General features: G+C 59.6%; 21 protein-coding genes. 5 read left to right on the top strand and 16 right to left on the bottom strand.

What is annotated here, in order from left to right; translation table 11 throughout:
- Positions 1 to 83: 83 nt before the first annotated feature.
- From PHX60_RS08280 to PHX60_RS08270, 3 genes are read left to right on the top strand one after another with little or no spacing between them, the layout of a single operon-like run.
- Entirely contained in the window at positions 84 to 506 is a 423-nt protein-coding gene (locus tag PHX60_RS08280) for a hypothetical protein (protein WP_300076639.1), read from the top strand.
- A 30-nt stretch (positions 507 to 536) separates the two neighbouring features.
- The gene (gene aroQ / locus PHX60_RS08275; RefSeq protein ID WP_300076638.1) at positions 537 to 989 is read left to right on the top strand and encodes a type II 3-dehydroquinate dehydratase; all 453 of its coding nucleotides are present in this window, start codon (positions 537 to 539) and stop codon (positions 987 to 989) included.
- Between the two features lie 3 nt (positions 990 to 992).
- Positions 993 to 1,676: a dienelactone hydrolase family protein gene (locus PHX60_RS08270; RefSeq protein ID WP_300076636.1), complete on the top strand. Its 684-nt coding sequence runs from the start codon at positions 993 to 995 to the stop codon at positions 1,674 to 1,676.
- Here PHX60_RS08270 and PHX60_RS08265 read toward each other — a convergent pair.
- The 6 genes from PHX60_RS08265 to PHX60_RS08240 all read right to left on the bottom strand — a co-directional run bounded on the left by PHX60_RS08265 (position 1,673) and on the right by PHX60_RS08240 (position 6,839).
- Complete coding sequence (locus tag PHX60_RS08265) at positions 1,673 to 2,497, bottom strand: M90 family metallopeptidase (RefSeq protein WP_300076634.1); 825 nt, start codon at positions 2,495 to 2,497, stop codon at positions 1,673 to 1,675. The genes PHX60_RS08270 and PHX60_RS08265 overlap by 4 nt on opposite strands.
- A 6-nt stretch (positions 2,498 to 2,503) precedes the next feature.
- Positions 2,504 to 3,277 carry a UDP-2,3-diacylglucosamine diphosphatase gene (locus PHX60_RS08260; RefSeq protein ID WP_300076632.1) on the bottom strand — a complete coding sequence of 258 codons (774 nt, stop codon included), beginning with the start codon at positions 3,275 to 3,277 and terminating at the stop codon, positions 2,504 to 2,506.
- Between the two features lie 20 nt (positions 3,278 to 3,297).
- Positions 3,298 to 3,804 (bottom strand): peptidylprolyl isomerase, encoded by a 507-nt coding sequence (locus tag PHX60_RS08255; protein ID WP_300076630.1) that lies wholly within the window; start codon positions 3,802 to 3,804, stop codon positions 3,298 to 3,300.
- Positions 3,805 to 3,828: 24 nt separating this feature from the next.
- Positions 3,829 to 4,416: a peptidylprolyl isomerase gene (locus PHX60_RS08250; RefSeq protein WP_300076759.1), complete on the bottom strand. Its 588-nt coding sequence runs from the start codon at positions 4,414 to 4,416 to the stop codon at positions 3,829 to 3,831.
- Positions 4,416 to 5,699: a L,D-transpeptidase gene (locus PHX60_RS08245; protein ID WP_300076628.1), complete on the bottom strand. Its 1,284-nt coding sequence runs from the start codon at positions 5,697 to 5,699 to the stop codon at positions 4,416 to 4,418. The genes PHX60_RS08250 and PHX60_RS08245 overlap by 1 nt, the downstream gene beginning before the upstream one ends.
- A gap of 81 nt (positions 5,700 to 5,780) precedes the next feature.
- Positions 5,781 to 6,839: a tetratricopeptide repeat protein gene (locus PHX60_RS08240; RefSeq protein ID WP_300076626.1), complete on the bottom strand. Its 1,059-nt coding sequence runs from the start codon at positions 6,837 to 6,839 to the stop codon at positions 5,781 to 5,783.
- Between the two features lie 165 nt (positions 6,840 to 7,004).
- Here PHX60_RS08240 and cysS point away from each other — a divergent pair, with 165 nt between their 5' ends.
- Together cysS and PHX60_RS08230 are read left to right on the top strand one after the other, a co-directional pair.
- Positions 7,005 to 8,381: a cysteine--tRNA ligase gene (gene cysS, locus PHX60_RS08235; RefSeq protein WP_300076624.1), complete on the top strand. Its 1,377-nt coding sequence runs from the start codon at positions 7,005 to 7,007 to the stop codon at positions 8,379 to 8,381.
- Positions 8,378 to 9,145, top strand: coding sequence for a type III pantothenate kinase (locus PHX60_RS08230; RefSeq protein WP_300076622.1), 768 nt, complete (start codon positions 8,378 to 8,380; stop codon positions 9,143 to 9,145). The genes cysS and PHX60_RS08230 overlap by 4 nt, the downstream gene beginning before the upstream one ends.
- Before the next feature lie 16 nt (positions 9,146 to 9,161).
- Here the strand turns inward: PHX60_RS08230 and PHX60_RS08225 are convergent, their stop codons facing one another.
- The 10 genes from PHX60_RS08225 to PHX60_RS08180 form a co-directional block, all read right to left on the bottom strand.
- The gene (locus tag PHX60_RS08225; RefSeq protein ID WP_300076757.1) at positions 9,162 to 9,971 is read right to left on the bottom strand and encodes a hypothetical protein; all 810 of its coding nucleotides are present in this window, start codon (positions 9,969 to 9,971) and stop codon (positions 9,162 to 9,164) included.
- Positions 9,972 to 10,125: 154 nt separating this feature from the next.
- Positions 10,126 to 10,890, bottom strand: coding sequence for a class II glutamine amidotransferase (locus PHX60_RS08220; RefSeq protein ID WP_300076620.1), 765 nt, complete (start codon positions 10,888 to 10,890; stop codon positions 10,126 to 10,128).
- A gap of 31 nt (positions 10,891 to 10,921) precedes the next feature.
- On the bottom strand, positions 10,922 to 12,406 hold the full coding sequence (locus PHX60_RS08215) for a DHA2 family efflux MFS transporter permease subunit (RefSeq protein ID WP_300076618.1): 1,485 nt from the start codon (positions 12,404 to 12,406) through the stop codon (positions 10,922 to 10,924).
- Complete coding sequence (locus PHX60_RS08210; protein ID WP_300076616.1) at positions 12,403 to 12,630, bottom strand: cysteine-rich CWC family protein; 228 nt, start codon at positions 12,628 to 12,630, stop codon at positions 12,403 to 12,405. The genes PHX60_RS08215 and PHX60_RS08210 overlap by 4 nt, the downstream gene beginning before the upstream one ends.
- Complete coding sequence (locus PHX60_RS08205) at positions 12,627 to 13,640, bottom strand: phosphoglycerate mutase (RefSeq protein WP_300076614.1); 1,014 nt, start codon at positions 13,638 to 13,640, stop codon at positions 12,627 to 12,629. Before PHX60_RS08205 ends, PHX60_RS08210 begins: the two co-directional genes overlap by 4 nt.
- Positions 13,641 to 13,718: 78 nt before the next feature.
- Complete coding sequence (locus PHX60_RS08200) at positions 13,719 to 14,954, bottom strand: acetate/propionate family kinase (protein WP_300076612.1); 1,236 nt, start codon at positions 14,952 to 14,954, stop codon at positions 13,719 to 13,721.
- A 9-nt stretch (positions 14,955 to 14,963) separates the two neighbouring features.
- Entirely contained in the window at positions 14,964 to 16,397 is a 1,434-nt protein-coding gene (locus tag PHX60_RS08195; protein ID WP_300076610.1) for a bifunctional enoyl-CoA hydratase/phosphate acetyltransferase, read from the bottom strand.
- A 55-nt stretch (positions 16,398 to 16,452) separates the two neighbouring features.
- Positions 16,453 to 17,232: an enoyl-ACP reductase FabI gene (gene fabI / locus PHX60_RS08190; protein WP_300076608.1), complete on the bottom strand. Its 780-nt coding sequence runs from the start codon at positions 17,230 to 17,232 to the stop codon at positions 16,453 to 16,455.
- A gap of 79 nt (positions 17,233 to 17,311) precedes the next feature.
- On the bottom strand, positions 17,312 to 17,740 hold the full coding sequence (locus tag PHX60_RS08185) for a hypothetical protein (protein WP_300076606.1): 429 nt from the start codon (positions 17,738 to 17,740) through the stop codon (positions 17,312 to 17,314).
- Positions 17,730 to 19,547 carry an alpha/beta fold hydrolase gene (locus tag PHX60_RS08180; protein WP_300076604.1) on the bottom strand — a complete coding sequence of 606 codons (1,818 nt, stop codon included), beginning with the start codon at positions 19,545 to 19,547 and terminating at the stop codon, positions 17,730 to 17,732. The genes PHX60_RS08185 and PHX60_RS08180 overlap by 11 nt, the downstream gene beginning before the upstream one ends.
- Positions 19,548 to 19,678: the final 131 nt, after the last annotated feature.

Here is a 19,678-nt window from a genome sequence, read left to right as displayed (position 1 = left end):
TCCTATGGCTGGGCTGAAGCGTTATAGCCTCATGAGGCCATCCGCGCTGCGGGTGTGTCGTGTGCTTTTTAGGAGTTTTTGGTATGGCAAAAAATCAACGTTCGGTGCGTTCTATGCTGGCAAGTGCGGGTCTGGCACTGGTGGCATTACTGGGGGCAGGCGTGGCCCAAGCCCGTGATGTGAACTGGTCCGTCGGCATCAGTTCGCCGGGCGTGGTCGTGGGCATGGACAATAGCCGTGGGGTGCGCGTGATGCCGCCACCGGTTTATTTGGCCCCACCACCGCCGCCACCGCGTCCGGTGTATTACCCGGCACCACCGCAGCCAGTGTATTACGCGCCGCCGCGTCCGGTGTACTATGCGCCAGCGCCGGTGTATGTCAGCCCACCACCAGCCTATATGGTGCGTGACCGCGATAACCGACGAGACCACGGCTATGACCGCTATGACCGCTATGACCGCCATGACCGAGGCCACCACCACCATCGGCATCCAGAGCGTCGCTAAAACTGGCCTGCTGGCGCGGATAATCGCGCCATGAAAACCGTTTTTGTCCTTAATGGCCCCAATCTCAACCTGCTGGGCACGCGCGAGCCTAGCGTGTATGGTGCCCAAACGCTGGCCGATGTAGAGCAACTTTGTGCCGCTGCCTGCGCCCGCCACGGCTTTGCCCTGCGTTTTCACCAAAGCAACCACGAAGGCGCGCTGCTCGATTGGATTCACGAGGCGGGCCGTCTGCACGCTGGCGGAAAGCTGGCCGGTGTGGTGCTGAATGCCGGGGCCTATACCCACACCAGCATTGCCCTGCCCGATGCTATCAAGGGCACGGGCGTGACGCTGATTGAGCTGCACATCAGCAACGTCCATGCGCGTGAGAGCTTTCGCCACCATTCTTACCTGTCCGCCGTGGCCAAAGCGGTGATGTGCGGTTTTGGCGTGCAAGGTTACGGTTTAGCCATTGACGCGCTGGCCCTGCAAGCCGGGAACTAAAACATGCTGAATTTGCCACTCACTTTTGCACAACGCGCTGCTGCACCGGGCACGCCACGGCCTTGGTTGCTGGTGCTGCTGCACGATGTGGCCAGCAACGAACACGATTTTCTCAAACAGGTCACAGCGTTTCCTGAGCGTTTTTATGTGCTAAGTCTGCGCGCACCACACCGCATGGGGCCAGGGTCACATGCTTGGTTTGATTTTGCCATTCCGCCCGGCGGCAGCCCAGTGATTAATTTGGAACAAGAAGCGCAAAGCAGCGCCTTGATTGTGCAAAGCATTGTGGCCGCAGCGCTGTCTTTGGGCATTGCCCCCGAGCATGTGGTGCTGGCCGGTTTTGGCCAAGGGGGCATCATGGCGCTCTCGCTGTTGTTGATGCGTCCAGAGCTGATGCGCGCTGCGGTGGTTTGGCATGGGCGCTTGTTGCCCGAAATATTGCCCAAAATGCTAGATTTTCAGGCCGAGCGCACGGCCTTTCAAGGTCGCCAGTTGTGGGTCAGCCACGGCACACACGATGCGATGGTGCCCGCAGTACATGCCCAATCCATTCGTCGCCAGTTAGAACACACGCCCATCCATACCACCTTTCGGGAGTTTCCCGTGGGCCACGAATTGCGCGTGGGCGAGGTAGCAGCCACGGTAGCATGGGCAGAAGCACTGGCCACGCGGCAGCCTTCTTTTTAAGGCTGCGCGCCCGCTGCTGGGCCAAAAAACGCATCGAGCAAGGGCAGCAGCGTCGGAAACTCTGCCCCGCAACGCTGGCGCTGCACAAAATAGGCTTCACATACCACGGCAAAAAATTCTGCCGGGTCGGTGGCTCCATAAGCATCTAACCACGGCCAGTGGTGGCCAAAACGCTCAGCCAGACTGACCTGTTCCTGAAAATGGGCATAGGCTGGCTCCCAAGCGGCCCACCAGCATTCATGGGCCGCACGGGCGCTGTGTGTGCCCATGAAGCCAGCAGGCAAGGGTGGGCAACCATCGACGGGGCCGTTACGCATATCGAGTTTATGCACAAACTCGTGGATAACCACATTGCTACCGGCGCGGCTGTGGCGCACATCGGGCCAACTGAGCATGATGGGGCCGCCGGACATGGCCTCGCCCGCCAGCACTTGGCGGTAGTGGTGTACCACACCTGCTGCATCCACCGCCTGACGGCGTGCGCGCGCAGGCGCTGGATGCAGCACGATACCGACAAAATCGTCGTACCAGCCTAGCGCATCTTCGGGCTGGCCCCAATGCAGCAACGGCAGGCAGGCTTGGGCGGCAATTTCTACCGCCATCTGGTCAGTCACTGCTAAGCCATGCACGCCTTGGAATTCTTTGTCGCGCAAAAACAGTGCGGCCAGCACGCGCAGTTTGGCCTGTTCGGCCAAGTCCAAGTGGGCCAAAAAAGGGTAGCGGTGCAGGGTAGGCAGCCACAGGGCATCGGTGATGGTGGGCAGTGGGGCGATAAGGCCGCGCAAACGCTGCCAACCGCGTTGCCAAAATGGCCTACCCATAGCGCATTAGGCCAGCGCGATGCGCTGCAAACCGTGGCCATCCAAACGCAGTACCTCGGCGCGCGGTGGCTGGGCCAGCAGGTCCCAATCGCTCAAGACGGTGCGCGATAAATGCGGGGCCAAAGTATGTTCTGCCGGGCGGTGGGTGTGGCCGTGAATGAGGCTGCTGGCCCCTGCGGCTTGTAGCCAAGCAATGGCGCTAGGCGCATCCACATCGGGATAGAAGGTGGCCGGTTGTTTGCGCGCTTCGCTGGCTTGGCGCATTTGGCGTGCGTGCGTGCGGCGCTGGGCTAAAGGCTGGGCTAAAAAAGCGTCTCGCCATGCCGCACTGCGCGCTACCAGCCGAAAACGCTGGTAATCCACATCGTCCACACACAGGGCATCGCCGTGGCTGAGCAGGTAACGCTGCTGCCGCCATTGCAGCACGCAGGGGTCGGACAACAGATGCAGACCACAATGCTGGGCGGCACGCTGGCCGAACAAAAAGTCGCGGTTACCGGGCAGAAAGAAAAGCGCACGCTGCTGGGCCACGGCGTGCAATACGCTGGCGCATTCGGCCTCGAAACTACCGACCTCGGCCAAGGCATCGTCGCCCACCCAGACCTCAAATAAATCACCCAACATAAACACCGCATCGGCAGGGGTGCTGTGCAAATAGCGCTGCCATGTGGCTACGGTGGCTGCATCGCCCAGATGCAGGTGCAAGTCTGAAATGAAATCCACCGTGCGCCAGTGCGATGGAGCAGCAAACTCCTCGAACCGGGGCACGGTGGCAAGCACGGCGATACAGGGCGGTAGGCTTACAGGGCGACAGCCTTTTCAATCACGACGTCTTCTTTGGGCACATCGGCATGGAAGCCGCTGTTGCCGGTTTTGACCGCCTTGATTTTGTCTACCACTTCAGTGCCCGAGACCACCTCACCAAACACCGCATAGCCCCAACCTTGGGCGCTGGGGGCCGTGTGGTTTAAGAAGCCGTTGTTGGCCACGTTGATAAAGAACTGGGCAGTGGCCGAATGGGGGTCATTGGTGCGCGCCATTGCGACGGTGTAGGTGGCGTTTTTCAGGCCGTTGTTGGCTTCGTTCTCAATCGGGGCATCGCACTCTTTTTGTTTCATGCCCGGCTCAAAGCCGCCGCCTTGAATCATGAAGCCCGGAATCACGCGATGGAAAATGGTGTTGTCGTAGTGGCCCTTGTTGACATAGGCCAAAAAGTTGGCTGTGGATTTGGGGGCCTTCTCGGCATCCAGCTCCAGGGTGATAACGCCGTAGTTGGCAATGTGCAGTTCGACTTGAGGGTTGCTCATAACAAAAAACCTTGGTGAAGAAAATTAAGGTAACAGCGTAGCTGAAGTAATGGTGACGGGGGTGCTGGGCACGTTTTGGTGAAAGCCCTTGTTGCCAGTGGGCACGGCTTTGATTTTGTCCACCACAGCGGTGCCGTCAATCACCTTGCCAAACACGGCGTAGCCATCGTGGCCGGGCTGGCGCGCGTTGAGCATGTCGTTGTCTTTGACGTTGATAAAAAACTGCGCCGTGGCCGAGTGCGGGTTGCCGGTGCGCGCCATTGCGATGGTGTAGGTTTGGTTTTTCAGGCCGTTGCCCGATTCCAATGAAATGGGGGCCTTGGTGGGTTTTTGCTGCATGTCGGCAGTAAAGCCACCCCCTTGAATCATGAAACCATCTATCACCCGATGAAAGATGGTGCCATCGTAGTGCTTATCTTTAACGTAGCTGAGGAAATTTTCTACCGATTTGGGCGCTTTGGCCGGGTCTAGCTGCACCACGATGTCGCCCATCGAGGTACTGAGCTTGACTTTGGGCGCTGCCTCTTGGGCGGCTACGGGTTGCAAGCTGGCCAAGCACAGGGCCAAGCTGGTGCTGGCCAGCGCCAGCAGGGATTTTCTTTTGGACAGCATCAACCAATCACTCCTTCATAGAATATTTGCCACTGTTCGCCTTGGCGCTTCCAGTATTGGCGCCGCGTGGTGCCGCTGCGCTCGCCCTTGGTGACTTCGCCAAAGGTGACGACCATCGTTTCGTTGCTATCGCGCCAGTGCAGATACGATTTATCTTTCAGCTCTATGCCTTTGCTGCGCTGCGCGTCGGTGCTGATAGCCAGTTTACTGAGCCATTGCTGGCGCGGTTGCTGCGCGGCGTTTTTAAATTCTGGGGCATAAAAACGCTGCAAGCCATCGACATTGCCTTGCAGTTTAGCGTCGCTCCAGGCTTGCAAGATGGTGTCAAACTGTTGACGGGCCGTGGCCACGCTGTCGGGGGCCACCCATTGCAGTTCTGGGGCAATAATCACGGGCGTGGCGCGCTCTACATTGCGTAACAGGCGTTCTAAATCGGGGTTAGACAGCACCACGCAACCGTCTGAGGCTTGGGGGGCGCGCGCAAATTGATCGGGCGGTGTGCCATGCAGCCAAATGCCACTGCCGGTTTTACCCCGGCTTTGGTCGAGCGGATTGGGGTAGTTGATTGGCAAAGCGCCAGCACCGTAAAACTCGGGCAGGTTGCGCGGGTCTAGGCGGCTGGTGATGAAGTAAACGCCAATCGGGGTGCGCTGGTCGCCCTCGACGTATTTATCAATACCCAACTTGCCCACCGAGGCGTAATAGTCGGCCACCAAGCGCAGGCCATCGCGGGTGTTCTCAAACAGGTACAGGCGCGAACGCGAGGCATCGATGGCCACCGCATGGCGCTGGCGCGGTGCCAAGGTTAAAAATTGCGCTGGGATGGTGTTGGCTGGTGGCCGAGCGTGCAAGGCTTGCAAACGGCGGCGAGATTCTTCGCGCAATACATGGAGATTGGTGTTGTCGCTGACGCTGGTCAAGTTGTCGGGCAGGTGGGCACCGGGCACGGCCCCCGTGGGCTGCATGGGGCGGGCGCGGGCAGCCAGCAAATCGCCCAACACCAATTGGGCTAACTGGAAGTTGGGGTAATCGCGCACCAGCGCTTCGGCATCGGCCAAGGCTTGGCGGTGCTGGCCTTGGCCAATGGTTTGGTACACCGCTAACAAGCGGGTTTCGGCTTGACCATCGACCAGCGGGGCGCGCTCGGTCTTGCGGTTGGTTTTGGCGGTTGGGCTGTTTTTGCCCGTTTGCGCGCCGACAAGGGGAGCCTGCACTGCCAATAAAGCGCCTAAAACCAGCGCCAGCAGGGGGGCACGGGCTACATGCCGAGAATTTAAATCCATGTGCATTGATGGTATTACTTGCATATCCTTAAAACACTGGGTAGCGCTGCCCTGGGCTGCCGACAGGATGCGGCGCAAGGCTCATTGGCCCACCGTTTCGCGCACAATGACCCAGCGTCCTTGCACTTTACGCAGTTCTAGTGTTTTGCGGCTGCTGGTTTGTAGCGCACCAGCGCTGTAATCTTGGCGAAAACGCGCCGTAGCGCTATCGCCTTGCGGGCTTACTTTGAGGTCTTGCACCTTCACGCTGATGCTGGTCTTGCCCGTGATGCGTGCGCGCCGGTCAGCCTCCCACTGTTTACGGCTTTGTTTGCCCGAGGGAACGGCATCTTTGGCATAGGCGGCAAAGTAAGTATTCAGGTCTTTATTGCCCCAAGCGCTGGCCCATGTTTGTACGGCAGTGGTCACGGCGGCTACGGCAGCGGCATCCACAGGCGCGGCTGTTGGAGCAGGTGCAGGAGCAGGCACCGGAGCAGCAGCAACGGCAGGTGCAGCCACTGGGCTGGCCACAGGCGGCGGTGGCGGTGGTGCAGAAGCCGGGCTAGGGGCAGGCGCAGGCGCAGGCTTGGCCGCAATGGCTGGGGCCGCTGCCACTACGATGGGGGCAGGCACCGCCCCCAGCTGGGGCAGCCCTTGGATGAGTTCTAGCTTAGGCTGCACACTGGCGGTTTGGGTGGCATCCATTTGCAGGGCTTTGTTGTAGGCGCTGCTGGCCAAGCGGGCATAGACATCGCCCAAATTTTCGTGGGCAGTGGCGTAGCTGGGGTTGGTGCGAATGGCCATTTCTAGCGCTGCGCGTGCTTTGTCAAACTGGTTTTGCCCGGCATACAACACCGCCAAATTGTTGTAAGGCTCGGGCAGTTCGGGGTAATCTTGGGTCAGTTTGGTAAAAACGGCAATCGCTTGCTCGCGCTTGCCTTCTTGCGTTAAGGCGATGCCACGCAGAAAGCGCAATTGGGGGTCGCGCGGCTTGGCACGCAATAGTTGGTCGGTTTGGGCCAATGCTTCTGCGGATTTGCCGACGCTCAATAGCTTCTGGATATTGGCATATTCATTGGCATAGGCCACGCTGGCACCCAGCAGTGCAGTTAAAGTTAACAGGCGCAGAGCATGGGAGAAGGTGCGGCGAACGTGCATCATGAAGAGGGAAAAATGGAAGGGCCGAAACAGACCCGCTGGCGCTTATACTGGCGCGGATTGTAGCGGAGGGGGTATTGCGCTGCTGTCTATTCCCTCTGTGCGTGCGGCTATTGCTTGCCGGTCGGCCGTCGGCCTCTTCTTTTCCTATATCTCCCCCACTACCCCATGAGTCTGCGTATCTACAACACGCTATCGCGTGCCTTGGAAGCATTTTCGCCGCTGGAGCCGGGCCATGTACGCATGTACGTCTGCGGCATGACGGTGTATGACCTGTGCCACCTGGGCCATGCGCGCTCTATGGTGGCGTTTGACGTGGTGCAACGCTGGCTCAAAGCCAGTGGCTACCGCGTCAGTTATGTACGCAACATTACCGATATTGACGACAAAATCATCCAGCGCGCGGTACAAAATGGCGAATCCATCCGCAGCCTGACCGACCGCATGATTGCCGCGCTGCACCAAGATGCCGATGCTTTGGGCATCGAGCGCCCGAGCCACGAGCCACGCGCCACCGACTACGTGCCGCAGATGCTGTCCTTGATTGGCCAACTGCAAGACAAGGGCTTGGCCTACCAAGCTGGCAATGGCGATATGAACTATGCAGTACGCAAGTTTGTGGGCTATGGCAAGCTGTCGGGCAAATCTTTGGACGAGTTGAATGCGGGTGAGCGCGTGGCGGTGCAAGACGGCAAACACGACCCGCTGGATTTTGTCCTCTGGAAATCCGCCAAGCCGACCGAGCCAGCAGACGTGCAATGGGACAGCCCTTTCGGCACAGGCCGCCCCGGCTGGCATATTGAATGCTCGGCGATGGGTTGCGCGCTGCTAGGCCCTACTTTTGACATCCACGGTGGCGGCGCTGATTTGCAGTTTCCGCACCACGAGAACGAAATCGCCCAAAGCGAAGGCGCACACGGTCAGCCGCTGGCGCAGTTTTGGATGCACAACGGCTTTATCAACATCGACAACGAGAAAATGTCCAAGAGTCTGGGCAATTTTTTCACCATCCGCGATGTGCTACAAAAGTTTGATGCCGAGACGGTGCGCTTCTTTGTCGTGCGTAGCCACTACCGCAGCCCACTCAATTACAGCGATGTGCATCTGAACGATGCGCGCGCCGCGCTCAAGCGCCTCTATACCGCCTTGCACGAAGTAGCGCCCGCCCAAGTCAGCATCGACTGGACTGACCCGTATGCAGCCCGCTTCCAAGCCGCAATGAATGAGGATTTTGGCACCCCCGAAGCCGTAGCGGTGCTATTTGATTTGGCCAGCGAGGCCCACCGCAGCAAATCGCCCCAAGTGGCCGGGCTGCTCAAAGCGCTGGGGGGCATTTTGGGCCTGTTGCAAACGCCAGCACAAGACTTCTTGCAAGCTGGTAGCACTTTGGCTGCCAGCGCCATCGAAGCCCAAATTGCCGCCCGTGCCGCCGCCAAAGCCGCCAAAAACTGGGCCGAGGCCGACCGTATCCGCAAACAACTACTAGAACAAGGCATTGTGCTGAAAGACAGCCCCAACGGTACCACTTGGGAAGCGGTGTCATGACTTTTTTGGCCATCGACATCGGCAATACCCGCCTCAAATGGGCGCTGTACGAAACCCCTAGCCCCGGAGCGGCACTGCTGGCGCAAGGGGCCGAATTTTTAGACCATGTGGACCGGCTGGCCGAAGGCGCTTGGGCGCAGTTGCCCCTTCCTACGCACATGCTGGGCTGCGTGGTGGCGGGCGATGCCATCAAACGCCGGGTAGAAGAGCAGATGGAGCTGTGGGATGTATCGGCCCAATGGGTGGTGGCCTCGGCCCAAGAGGCGGGCCTTGTCAATGGCTACGACCACCCAGCACGCCTAGGCTGTGACCGCTGGATTGCCATGATTGGCGCGCGCCAACGTTTGCTGGCCCACGGCCCCGCCCGCCCGCTGGTGGTGGTGATGGTGGGCACCGCCGTCACGGTAGAGGCAATTGATGCGGAGGGCCATTTTTTGGGCGGTTTTATCTTGCCCGGCCACGGCATCATGTTGCGCGCCTTAGAGTCGGGCACGGCTGGGCTGCATGTACCCACGGGCGAAGTCTGCATGTTCCCAACCAACACCAGCGATGCTTTAACCAGCGGCGGTACCTTTGCCATTGCCGGGGCGGTAGAGCGCATGGTGCAGCATGTCATTCAACATTGCGGTGCCGAACCCGCCTGCATGATGACCGGTGGCGCAGGCTGGAAGATGGCCCCCAGCATGGGGCGCAGCTTCGAGCTGGTAGATAACCTGATTTTTGATGGCTTGCTAGAAATTGCCGCGCGCCGCTTTGGTGCTTAACGCGGTTTAACGCGGTTTAACGCGGGATTGTGGCCTGCCAATCGTCGCAATCATCGGTGGCCAATTCGGTTTGGGCCATTTCGGCGGCCAAGTATTGCGCTGCATCCAGTGGGTTGCTGCTGGCGGCTTGCTCATACAGGGCGGTGGCATCGGCCATGCGGCTATCCCCCTCTAGCATCAGCAAGGCATTGGCATATTCGGTGCGTGCCAAGGGCGATTCTGGATGCAGTTGCAATGCCTCTTGGAACAGACGCAAAGCCACGTCTTTTTTGGCCCCATAGGTCATGCCACCAATCAAGGGGCCTACTTTGTCAATCACTTCGGCATGGAAGGCCCCCAAGGCAATACGTGCATCGGCATGGCCGGGGGCCAAAGCAATTGCCCGCTCTAAGGAGTGTTTGACCTTGTTGCCTATGCCTTGGGCCAAGGCTTTGGCCACGCTAATGCCTTGGCTGTAATGCTGCAACGCCAAGCCGTGGCAATACCAAGCATTGGGGTTGTGGACTTCGGCCTGCAATTGGTCTTGGGCACGTTCGGCTGCCTCTAAAAACAATTCTTGCCGGGTGCGTTCGCGTTTTTCTAGGTAACGGGCATAGACCACCGTGGCCAAATTGGCCACCGTAAAACCGGCAGGGCCAGCGGCCAAACCAAGCTCGCGGGCTTGCTGAAACTGTCCGTTGTGAAACGCCGCCCAAGCAGCCAGCAGCTGCCCATCATGGGGCACAGGCTCCGTATCGCCTTGGTGCAGCAGCGGCCACTGTACGGCCAAGCTGTCTGGCTCGTATTGGTAGCGCTGCGGATAGGGAAAGAGAATCCATCTCGCCATAGACAGTTCTCCTGTGCCGGTGGGCACGGTAATGGGGGTATGGACAGGGGTACGAGCGGTCACAAAGGCTGCAATAGCAGATAGAAGAGGCTTACTCTACCCGCCTGACAAGAAAATTGCACGCTGCAATGCAACATCGGGCCATTGGCAAGTTTTAGCCGCAAGCTTGACCTTGCACAAACACCTTAAGCTGGCCGGGGGCAAAAGCCTGCCAATTTTCGTTGCTGGTCAGGGGGGCGGTGACGATGACCGCCACGCGGTCGGTGGGGGCGGTTTGGGTAGAAAAATCAACGCGCATGTCCTCGTCGGCCAATTGGGCTTCGGCAAACGGGTGTTGGCGCTCGATGTAGTAGAGATTGGTCGAGGCGTGTGCCCACAGCGCTTGGCCGTTAGAGAGCAAAAAGTTGAAGGTGCCATGCGGTGCGATGCGGGCAGCCAACTCGCGCAGGGTGAGGGTCAGTTCGGGCACGCTGGGCACATCGGCATGGGATTTGGCCAACTCTTGCATGATCCAGCAAAAGGCATGTTCGCTGTCGGTGGCCCCCACGGGCTGAAAATGGCTGTGCAGGCGCGGACGAAAGTCTTTCAAATCACCATTGTGGGCAAATACCCAATAGCGCCCCCAGAGTTGGCGTACAAACGGATGGCAGTTTTCTAGGCTGACCACGCCTTGGGTGGCTTTGCGGATATGGGCAATTACGTTGCGGCTGTGGATGGGGTAGCGCCGAATCAAATCGGCAATGGGTGAATCTACCGCCCGCTGGTGATCGACAAAATGGCGCACGCCTTTGTCTTCAAAAAAGGCAATGCCCCAACCGTCGCAGTGGTCGCCGGTGCGCCCGGCGCGTTGGGCAAAGCCGCTAAAGCTGAAGGTGATATCGGTGGGGGTGTTGCTGTTCATTCCAAGCAATTGGCACATGGCAGGGCTTTCGCGAATCGGGTAAAAAATATCAGGGAGCTGGCGGGGCCACCGGCACCGCTGGCGTAGCGGGTGGCAGGCCCAACTGCCAAGCGGCCACCAAAGCCAGCAGACACAAGGCCCCCAGCAGCAAAAAGGCTTCGCCAAAGGCGGCCAGACGTTCGGCATTGGGGCCAGCAGCGTGCAGCGAGGCACCGTGCGCGGCCAAGCGCCATTCCAGCACCATGCCACACAAGCCCACCCCCGCTGCACCCCCCAAGGTACGCAAAAAGCTGATGGCGCTAGAGCCTTGCGAAATTAAACTTTTTTCTAGTGGGCGCATGGCCCCCAAATTGAGCGAGGGCAACACAAAGCCCAGCCCGATACGTCCAATCACGGTAAACACCACCAACACCCACAAAGACATTTCTTGGCGCACCCAGACCATCAAGATAAACGACAGCGCCATCAGTGCCAGCCCAATCATCACCAAGCGGTGCGTGGGTTGGCGGTCGGCCATGCGCCCCACCAGGGGAATGGTAGTGGCCAACACCACCCCAGCTGGTAGCATGATGGTGCCCACATGGGAGGCGGATAAATCCAGCCCCACCTGCATAAACACCGGCAGCAAATAGGTCGAGCCAAACAAGGCGGTACCGTAAATAAAGGCCACCACGCTGCCCATTGCAAACGGACGATAGGCAAAGATGCGTAAATCCATCAACGGCTTGCGCCCTTGGGTGGTTTGCCGCAGTTGCCACCAGACAAACACCAGCAGCGCCAGCAAGGCGGCCCCCAACAGGGCCGCCGCTTGCAGCCCCGGCCCACTGTGCAACATCACCAGCCCATTGAGCAGGCACAGCGTACCCACCGCCCCCAGCAGCAGGCCGCGCCAATCTAAGGCTGCCGCATGGCGGCCCGCCGTGACGCCACCGGGTGCCGTGACGGGCACAAAGCGGTACGCCAGCCACAACGAGGCCAAGCACAAGGGCACCACCATGAAAAAGATGGAGCGCCAGCCCCACCAGTCCACCAGCAAGCCGCCCACACTCGGCCCCAGTGCTGGGGCCAGCACCACACCCATGCCAAAAATGCCACTGGCGCGCCCTTGCTCGTGCGGCAAAAAGGCGTGCAAAATGATGACAGCTGGAATCGGTTGCACCACGCCCGCTGCCAGCCCTTCGGCCACGCGCGCCAGCAAGACCACGTCAAACTGGTTGGTGCTGCCCCCCACCACGCCCCCCAGCAACAGCAGCAACACTGCGCCAACATAGGTGCGCCGGTAGCCATAGCGATTGAGCAACCACGGCGTGGTCAGCATGGCAACAGCAGTCGCCATCATGAAGCCCGAAGATACCCACTGCGCCCGCTCTTGCCCTAAGGAAAAGTGTTGGCTCATGCCGGGCACGGCCACATTCACCACGGTGGAGGACATGATGGAGGCCATCGTGCCCACCATCACCGATAACAGCAGCAGCCAGCGGTAACGTTCGCCATAGCGGGCTTCGAGGGCCGCCACCGATTGGGCTTGGCTCATGGGTGCGAAGCTGGATTAATCCCTTGGGCGCAAGCCGGACAGATACAGCGTTGGCCGCGTTCTTGCTCGGGCATCAGGGCCAAGGCCAGCAGGCTCATGGGGGTGGTCATACACCAACAGCTCTCGGCGGATTTACCTAAAGCGATAGCACATTGGTTGGGCTGGCCGCACAGTGGGCACGAGGCCGTCCAAGACAAGCGTTGCAGGGTTTCATTGGAGTTCATAATTTTTTGGCCACCTCAAGGAAAGACACCGGCCTCAACAGCCGAGACAAGCGCTGGCTTAGGCTGCGCGGCGCTGCCGTGTGCCAAGTCAGGGCCGTGTGTGGCCCGCACAGCGTTAGCCGTGCTGCACCACCGGTTTGGATATGGTCTAGCCATTGTGCCAGCGGCCCGGCATCCAGTGCTTGCCATGCCTTGGCCCACGTTTGCCAGTCGCCGTTTTGGGCCGGTGTTTGCAGGGTCTGAATGCACTGCACTGAGGCCGCATCCACCGGCGCGGCTTGGGGCAAGCAGCCCGCGCCATGCAGCCAAAAGGCATTCACGGGGGCTAAGCCTTGGGCTTGGCGGGCATCGTTAAAGGGGTGGGTGTAGAGCAGCATTTGCAGCTCGCTGTGCAGGCGCTGCCAAACTTGCATTGCGCGGCGCTGGCTGGCGCTGATGTGTGGATTTTGTGCTTGGTGCTGCATCCACTGGCGCACGTCTTGGCCTTGTACGCGCTCTAACGAGGGCATGGGCAAATCGGCCAGCAGTGGCCCCTGCATCAGCCAGCGCGTGGGGGTGTCGGCTTGCACCTGCAAGCCCTCTTCGGCCAACCAAGGTCCGACAATTTCTAGCAGCGTTTGGGCATCTTGCTGCGTCAGTTGCAGTTGCGCTGGGTCATGCACGGTAATGTGGTCGGTGCCTACTTGCCAATAGCAGGGCACCAGCAAAGCCCAAGCGCTGCCGCTGCCGCTGTTGGGAGTATTGAGCAGCCCCTGCTGTTGCGCGTGCCAAGCGCCCCAAGGGATATGGCCGTTGCAATCGGGCAGGCCCCATGCCTGCGCCCAAGCGCGTTCATGCGGTAAAGAGAGTGGAATCTGGGCCGGGTCTGGCTCGGCCAGTGCTTGCGCTGCGGGGGACAAACGGGCCAACAGGCGCTGCAAATGGGGCAGGCGCAAGCCTTGCAGGCTGGCTTGGCAGGCCGGGTCTGGCGTGGCGGCGTAGGCCACAATCAGGTCAAGAGGATGGGGCATGGGCGTATTTTCTGGCATAGCGCCTAACGCCCAAAAAAATCGGGGCACTCGGCCCCGATGTTTGGCAAACTGGCGCGCTTATGCGACAGCTTCTAGCGCGGCTGCGTCTTCCAGCTCATCATCGCTTTGGCCCAACAGGCCAGCGGCTTCGCGTGCGGCAACGCGCCCTTCGTCGGTTGGAATCACCCAGACCTCGATGCTGCTGCCCGGCGCATGGATAGCGCAGATAGCATCGCGCGTGGCTTGGGCGTTGCGGCTTTCGTCAATTTGCACGCCCAGCCAGCCCAAACGCTGGCAAACTTGGGCGCGCAAGACGGTGTCGTGTTCGCCAATGCCACCGCTAAAGGCCAGCACGTCCAAACCGCCGATGCTGGCAATCAGGGCACCCGCTTCGCGCACGACGCGGTAGGTAAACTGGTCAATGGCGCGCTGTGCGGCATCGCTGCCATCGGCGCGCAGACGGCGCATGTCGGCCGAGATGCCCGACACGCCCAGCAAACCGCTTTGCTTGTACAGCAGTTTTTGGATGCGGTCGTGGTCCCAGCCTTGCTCCATCAGATACAGCAGCACACCGGCATCAATCGTGCCGCTGCGCGTGCCCATCATCAGGCCATCCAAGGCAGAAAAGCCCATCGTGGTGGCAGCACTGCGGCCATTGACGGCAGCGCACAAGCTGGCACCATTGCCCAAGTGGGCCATCAGCACCCGCCCCTTGGCGCGCGGCGATTGCTCCAGCAGGGTGTCCATGATGTAGTGGTAAGACAAACCATGAAAACCATAGCGGCGCACGCCTTGCTCGGTCAGGGATTGCGGCAGCGCAAACGCGCTGGCCACTTCGGGCAGGCTGGTGTGGAAGGCGGTGTCAAAGCAGGCCACTTGCGGCAGACTGGGAAAAGCCTGCTGAAACGAGCGAATACCAGCGACATTGTGCGGCTGGTGCAACGGGGCCATCGAGTTGAGGCTTTCCAGTTGCGCCAGCACCGTAGCATCTACCAAGACGCTGTGCTTGAAGGCTTGGCCGCCATGCACCACGCGGTGCGCCACCGCATGGATGGTGGGCGCACCTTCTAACTCGGCCAGCAAAGCACGCAGGCGGGCCAGCGCGCGTTGGAAGGAGGACTCGCCCGCAGGGGTGTTAATCACCTCTTGGTGGCGCTGCCCGGCAAAGCTCCAATCCATGCTGGGGGTGCCGCCGGGTTCTAGGCCCTCGATGCACCCATTGAGTACACTAGGCTGCACCTTGCCGCCATGCTGGAGCGGGTGCAGAGAGAACTTCAGCGAAGACGAACCGGCATTGACAGCAAGAATAGCCATAGTGCCCCCTTAGACCGCAGTGGTAGAAGCCGCCACTTTGGCAGCGCGGGCCGCGTGGGCCGCCAACACCGCCAGCAGGGCCGAAGCCACGCGGCTCATGGGGCCGTCGGCGCGGCTGGTCAGGGCAATCGGCACGCGCGCACCCAGCACCAAACCGGAACCAGAGGCACCGGCCAGGTATTCCAACTGCTTGGCCAGCATGTTGCCGCTTTCTAAATCGGGCACCGCCAAAATGTCGGCATCGCCAGCTACTACGGACTTGATGTGCTTGATGTCGGCAGCATGGCGCGAGATGGCGTTGTCAAAAGCCAAGGGGCCGTCGAGTACGCCACCCTTGATTTGACCCCGGTCGGCCATTTTGCACAGCGCGGCGGCATCCAAGGTGGAGGGCATATTCGGGCTGACGGTTTCCACGGCGGCCAAAATCGCCACCTTGGGGTTGGCTACACCCATCACATGGGCAAAGTTGATGGCGTTTTGGATGATGTCCACCTTCTCGGCCAGCGTGGGCTGGATGTTGAGGGCGGCATCGGTAATCAGCAACGGTTTGGGGTACAGCGGCACGTCAAAGCGGAATACATGCGACATGCGGCGGCCAGTACGCAAGCTGGGTTGCAACAGCACGGCGTGCAGCAGTTCATCGGTATGCAAGCTGCCCTTCATCAGCACTTCGACTTGGCCCTTGGCGGCCATGCTGGCGGCCAGTTCAGCGGCAGCGTGGCTATGCTCGACCGAGATGATTTCTGCCCCCGTGAGGTCAATCTCAAACTCGGCAGCGATTTGGCGGATACGCACTTCGGGGCCAATCAGCACCGGCACAATCAGCTTGTGGCGGGCAGCGTCCATTGCACCGCTGAGCGAACCTTCATCGCAAGGATGCACCACGGCGCAGCGCACGGCCTCCAAGCCCTCGGCGCGCGCCAGCAGGTCATTGAAGCGCGCTTCGGGGTCAAACAGTTGGATTTGGGGAGCGTTGATTTTTTCGACGCGCACCTTGGTAGTGGGGGGCATCAAATTGGCATCGCCCTTGAGCACGGTTTCACCCTTTTGGTTGGTGACCAAGCAGCTCATCTTGACGCGCTTTTTCTCTTCGTCTTTTTCCGACACCGTAGCGCTGACGGTGAGGGTGTCACCAATACGCACCGGCTTGGTGAACTTGAGTTCTTGACCCAAGTAAATGGTGCCGGGGCCGGGGAACTTGGTGCCAAACAGGGCCGAAATCAGCGCTGCACCCAACATGCCGTGGGCAATCACGCCGTGGAACATGGTGGCATCGGCGTATTCGGGGTTCAGGTGGGCCGGGTTGATGTCGCCAGAGACGGCGGCAAAGGCTTCGATGTCGGCCTGTGTGACGGTACGCAACAAGCGGGCGCTTTGACCCACGCTCATTTCGTCAAAAGTGACGTTTTCCATCCATTCAGCGGTGGGGGTTGGCATGTTCATGGTACAAAAATCCTTGAAATTAAAAAACAGTCAATGGGCAGGCAAGGCGCGCGGCTTAGGCCATTGCGTGGCAGCCGCCATCGACATAAATGGTTTGGCCCGTCATGCCCGAAGCAGCATCGGAGCATAGGAAGGCGCACAGATTGGCAATTTCTTCCAAGGTGACCAAGCGCTTGAGCGGCGATTTTTGCGCGGCGTTGGCCATCAGGTCGTCAAAGCTGGCAATGCCCGAGGAGGCACGGGTCAGGATGGGGCCGGGCGATACCGCATGCACGCGAATCGCTTGCGGGCCGAGTTCCATCGCCATGTAGCGGGTTAAAGACTCTAGCGCCGCCTTGACGGGGCCCATCAGGCCGTAATGGGGCACAGCCTCATCGGCGCCCAAGTAGGTCATGCTGAGCATGGAGCCACCATTACGCATGTGTGGTGATGCCAACTTGGCCAGACGGGCAAACGAATGGCAAGAGACATTCATGGCGCGCGCAAAACCTTCGCTGGAGCTGTCAATCACGTCGCCGTGCAGGTCTTCCAGCGGTGCCCAGGCAATCGAGTGGATGACAAAATCCAGATGGCCCAAGCGTTCTACGGCGCGCTCTACGGTGGCCTCCAACTCGCCGGGCACTTCGACGTTGCAGTTGAGCAGCTCCACGCCCAAAGGCTCTGTCAGGGGTTCGACAAAGCGGCGCGCCTTTTCGTTCAGGCAGGAAACTACCAAATCGGCACCCAGTTGGTGCATCACTTGGGTGCAGCCCCAGGCGATGCTGCTGTTGTTGGCCACGCCGAGGATGAGACCTTTTTTACCTGCCAAACCGAAAGAGGATGTGTTGAGCGTCATGGACAAAAAACTCCAAAGAAAAGCCAGGCGCAGCGGCGCTGCGTCTGCTGGCAAAGCACAAGGTGTGCCAGAAAATGGGCTAAAGCCCCTTAAATACACGCCGCAAGTCAACCCCGGCAGCACCGGGCTTGAAGCCCTCGCGTTCGAGTTTGTCTTGGGCGCTGACCAAAATATGGCGCGTGGTATCGGCACCCAGCTGCTCTACGTAGCGGGTGGTCACGCCGTAGCGCAGTACCAGCAAGGCACGCAGTTCTTGGCGCAAATGGGATTTGCGCCGCTCGGGGGTCATTTCGGGGCGGGCAGCGCCGGGCTTGCGCCGCTCGACCAAAACGGGACGCTCGTCGTTTTGCGTTAGCACATCGTTGAGTTCGCTCTCGTTTTGCAGATTGATACCCAGCGTGGTGGCCAGTCGGGCAATGCGTGCATTGATAGACTCGACCGAATCGCTCATGCGTTGCAAATAGCCCGTCAGGTGCGCGTCAGAGGGTGCAATCTCCTCAATCGACATAGCGCACCATGACATACTCGCCGGGGGCATCGCAGAGTACGTTGGCAGGGTCTATGGCTGGGGGGGCTACCGGTTTGCCCGAACGCTCTTTCAGCCAAGCATCCATCGCTTCCCACCACGAGCCTTGGCGTGTGGGGGCATTGGCCAACCATTCATCGGGGTCCACCCAACCTTGGTTGTCTTCGATGCTGTTGATTTGGTAGCTACGCCGTGGACGGCCAGGCTCGGACACAATACCGGCGTTGTGGCCACCAGCGGCCAAAATAAAGGTGACGTGGGTGTCGGTTTGCAGATGGATTTTATAGACCGAGCGCCAAGGCGAGACGTGGTCGCGCGTGGTACCTACCACCAGCATCGGGGCATGAATATCCATCAGCGCAATGCCTTGGCCATCGACACGGTACTTGCCAGTGGCCAAAGCGTTGTTCAAGAACAACGAAGACAGGTACTCGGAGTGCATCCGTGCGGGCAGGCGTGTCAGGTCAGCGTTCCAGCTCATCAAGTCAAAATCGGCTTCTTCTTGGCCCAGCAAATAGCGCCGGGTGTTACGCATAAACACCAGCTCGCGCATGTTCAAGAACTGGAAGGAGCCAGCCATCACGCTACCGGGCAGGTAGCCCTTTTCGTCCATTTGATGGCGCAGGGTTTTGAGCTGTTCATCGTCAATGAAGACCCCCATCTCGCCCGGCTCGGTAAAGTCGGTTTGGGCGGCCAGCAGCGTCACGGTGGCCAGCTCGGGCAGGCGCTCCATGGATTTGTCTTCGGCACGGCGGCGGGCATTGCCTTGGTTTTTCACCATGCGGGTGTGGCGGCCCATTGCGGCAGACACAATCGCCAAGAAGGTGCCGCCCAAGCAATAACCCAAGGCATGAACACGCGGCGCACCGGTGCGCTCTTTGACGGCTGCCAAGGCATCCATCACGCCCAAATGCAAATAATCTTGCATACCCAACTCGCGGTCGGAGGCATCGGGGTTGCGCCACGAAATGATGAACACCGTGTAGCCTTGGCCCACCAAATAGCGCACCATCGAGTTGGACGGCGACAAATCCAAGATGTAATACTTCATGATGCACGAAGGCACGATGAGCAGTGGCTCTGGATAAACTTTGTCGGTGGTCGGGCTGTACTGAATCAGCTCAATCAGGCGGTTGCGATAAACCACCTTGCCGGGGGTGATGGCTACGTCTTTGCCCACTTCAAAGGTCAACGGCTCTAGGGTTTCTGGCTCGCTACGCGCCATTTCGGCCTTACGCAGGTCTGCGGCAAAATGTTCGTAACCTTGCAGCAGGCTTTGGCCTTGGGTTTCTTGCGCCTTGTTGAGGGCCTCGGGGTTGGTCAGTAGCCAGTTGGAGGGGGTAAAGGTGTCGGTGATTTGGCGGGTAAAAAATTCCACCATGTGGTTGTGGTGGCGCGACACGCCCTCGACCTGCGTGGCTTCGCGCCACCAAGTGCTGTTGGCCTTGTAGCCCTCTTTGAGCATACTAAAAGGCCATTGGTGCCAGCTGGGGTCGGTAAAGCGGTTGTCGTTGTCCACCAGCGGTTGGCCGTGTTCGTTCTCGGGCGGAGAAACAGCGGTGGCCACGGCCTGCTGGCTCAGGGCCAAGGCGCGTTGTGCCAGCACCATTTGTCGCCCCGGCGAGGCGGCCAAGTGCATCGCCCAATCGGCAGCGGCCAGTGCCAGCGCAATCGGTGACAAGCCCATTGTGCTGCGTGTTAAAAAACCATGAAACGTTTCATCTAGCGCTTTGGTGGCTTCACGCTGACGTTCAAATGGCACCGAGGAGGCAGTAGTAGCTTTATCCATTGCAAAACCTTCAGGCTCAATACATTACAAAAAAGGCAGTATGCCAAAGTCCGTTTATGACTGACACACCAATCAGCCCATGAAAGGCCTTCTGCTTCTTGGGATGCCCGCAAGCAAGATTAGTTTCTTGG

It is taken from the genome of Giesbergeria sp., from assembly GCF_028686475.1.
GTDB lineage: Bacteria > Pseudomonadota > Gammaproteobacteria > Burkholderiales > Burkholderiaceae_C > Simplicispira.
The sequence above is the reverse complement of the archived record's forward strand: the minus strand, read 5'-3'. Positions and strand labels throughout refer to the sequence as shown.

Excerpts from the sequence above, each read along its gene's own strand:
- PHX60_RS08280 (WP_300076639.1), top strand. The coding sequence starts at position 84 with ATGGCAAAAAATCAACGTTCGGTGCGTTCTATGCTGGCAAGTGCGGGT.
- aroQ (WP_300076638.1), top strand. The coding sequence starts at position 537 with ATGAAAACCGTTTTTGTCCTTAATGGCCCCAATCTCAACCTGCTGGGC.
- PHX60_RS08270 (WP_300076636.1), top strand. The coding sequence starts at position 993 with ATGCTGAATTTGCCACTCACTTTTGCACAACGCGCTGCTGCACCGGGC.
- PHX60_RS08265 (WP_300076634.1), bottom strand. The coding sequence starts at position 2,497 with ATGGGTAGGCCATTTTGGCAACGCGGTTGGCAGCGTTTGCGCGGCCTT.
- PHX60_RS08255 (WP_300076630.1), bottom strand. The coding sequence starts at position 3,804 with ATGAGCAACCCTCAAGTCGAACTGCACATTGCCAACTACGGCGTTATC.
- PHX60_RS08250 (WP_300076759.1), bottom strand. The coding sequence starts at position 4,416 with ATGCTGTCCAAAAGAAAATCCCTGCTGGCGCTGGCCAGCACCAGCTTG.
- PHX60_RS08245 (WP_300076628.1), bottom strand. The coding sequence starts at position 5,699 with ATGGATTTAAATTCTCGGCATGTAGCCCGTGCCCCCCTGCTGGCGCTG.
- PHX60_RS08240 (WP_300076626.1), bottom strand. The coding sequence starts at position 6,839 with ATGATGCACGTTCGCCGCACCTTCTCCCATGCTCTGCGCCTGTTAACT.
- cysS (WP_300076624.1), top strand. The coding sequence starts at position 7,005 with ATGAGTCTGCGTATCTACAACACGCTATCGCGTGCCTTGGAAGCATTT.
- PHX60_RS08230 (WP_300076622.1), top strand. The coding sequence starts at position 8,378 with ATGACTTTTTTGGCCATCGACATCGGCAATACCCGCCTCAAATGGGCG.
- PHX60_RS08225 (WP_300076757.1), bottom strand. The coding sequence starts at position 9,971 with ATGGCGAGATGGATTCTCTTTCCCTATCCGCAGCGCTACCAATACGAG.
- PHX60_RS08220 (WP_300076620.1), bottom strand. The coding sequence starts at position 10,890 with ATGTGCCAATTGCTTGGAATGAACAGCAACACCCCCACCGATATCACC.
- PHX60_RS08215 (WP_300076618.1), bottom strand. The coding sequence starts at position 12,406 with ATGAGCCAAGCCCAATCGGTGGCGGCCCTCGAAGCCCGCTATGGCGAA.
- PHX60_RS08210 (WP_300076616.1), bottom strand. The coding sequence starts at position 12,630 with ATGAACTCCAATGAAACCCTGCAACGCTTGTCTTGGACGGCCTCGTGC.
- PHX60_RS08205 (WP_300076614.1), bottom strand. The coding sequence starts at position 13,640 with ATGCCCCATCCTCTTGACCTGATTGTGGCCTACGCCGCCACGCCAGAC.
- PHX60_RS08200 (WP_300076612.1), bottom strand. The coding sequence starts at position 14,954 with ATGGCTATTCTTGCTGTCAATGCCGGTTCGTCTTCGCTGAAGTTCTCT.
- PHX60_RS08195 (WP_300076610.1), bottom strand. The coding sequence starts at position 16,397 with ATGAACATGCCAACCCCCACCGCTGAATGGATGGAAAACGTCACTTTT.
- fabI (WP_300076608.1), bottom strand. The coding sequence starts at position 17,232 with ATGACGCTCAACACATCCTCTTTCGGTTTGGCAGGTAAAAAAGGTCTC.
- PHX60_RS08185 (WP_300076606.1), bottom strand. The coding sequence starts at position 17,740 with ATGTCGATTGAGGAGATTGCACCCTCTGACGCGCACCTGACGGGCTAT.
- PHX60_RS08180 (WP_300076604.1), bottom strand. The coding sequence starts at position 19,547 with ATGGATAAAGCTACTACTGCCTCCTCGGTGCCATTTGAACGTCAGCGT.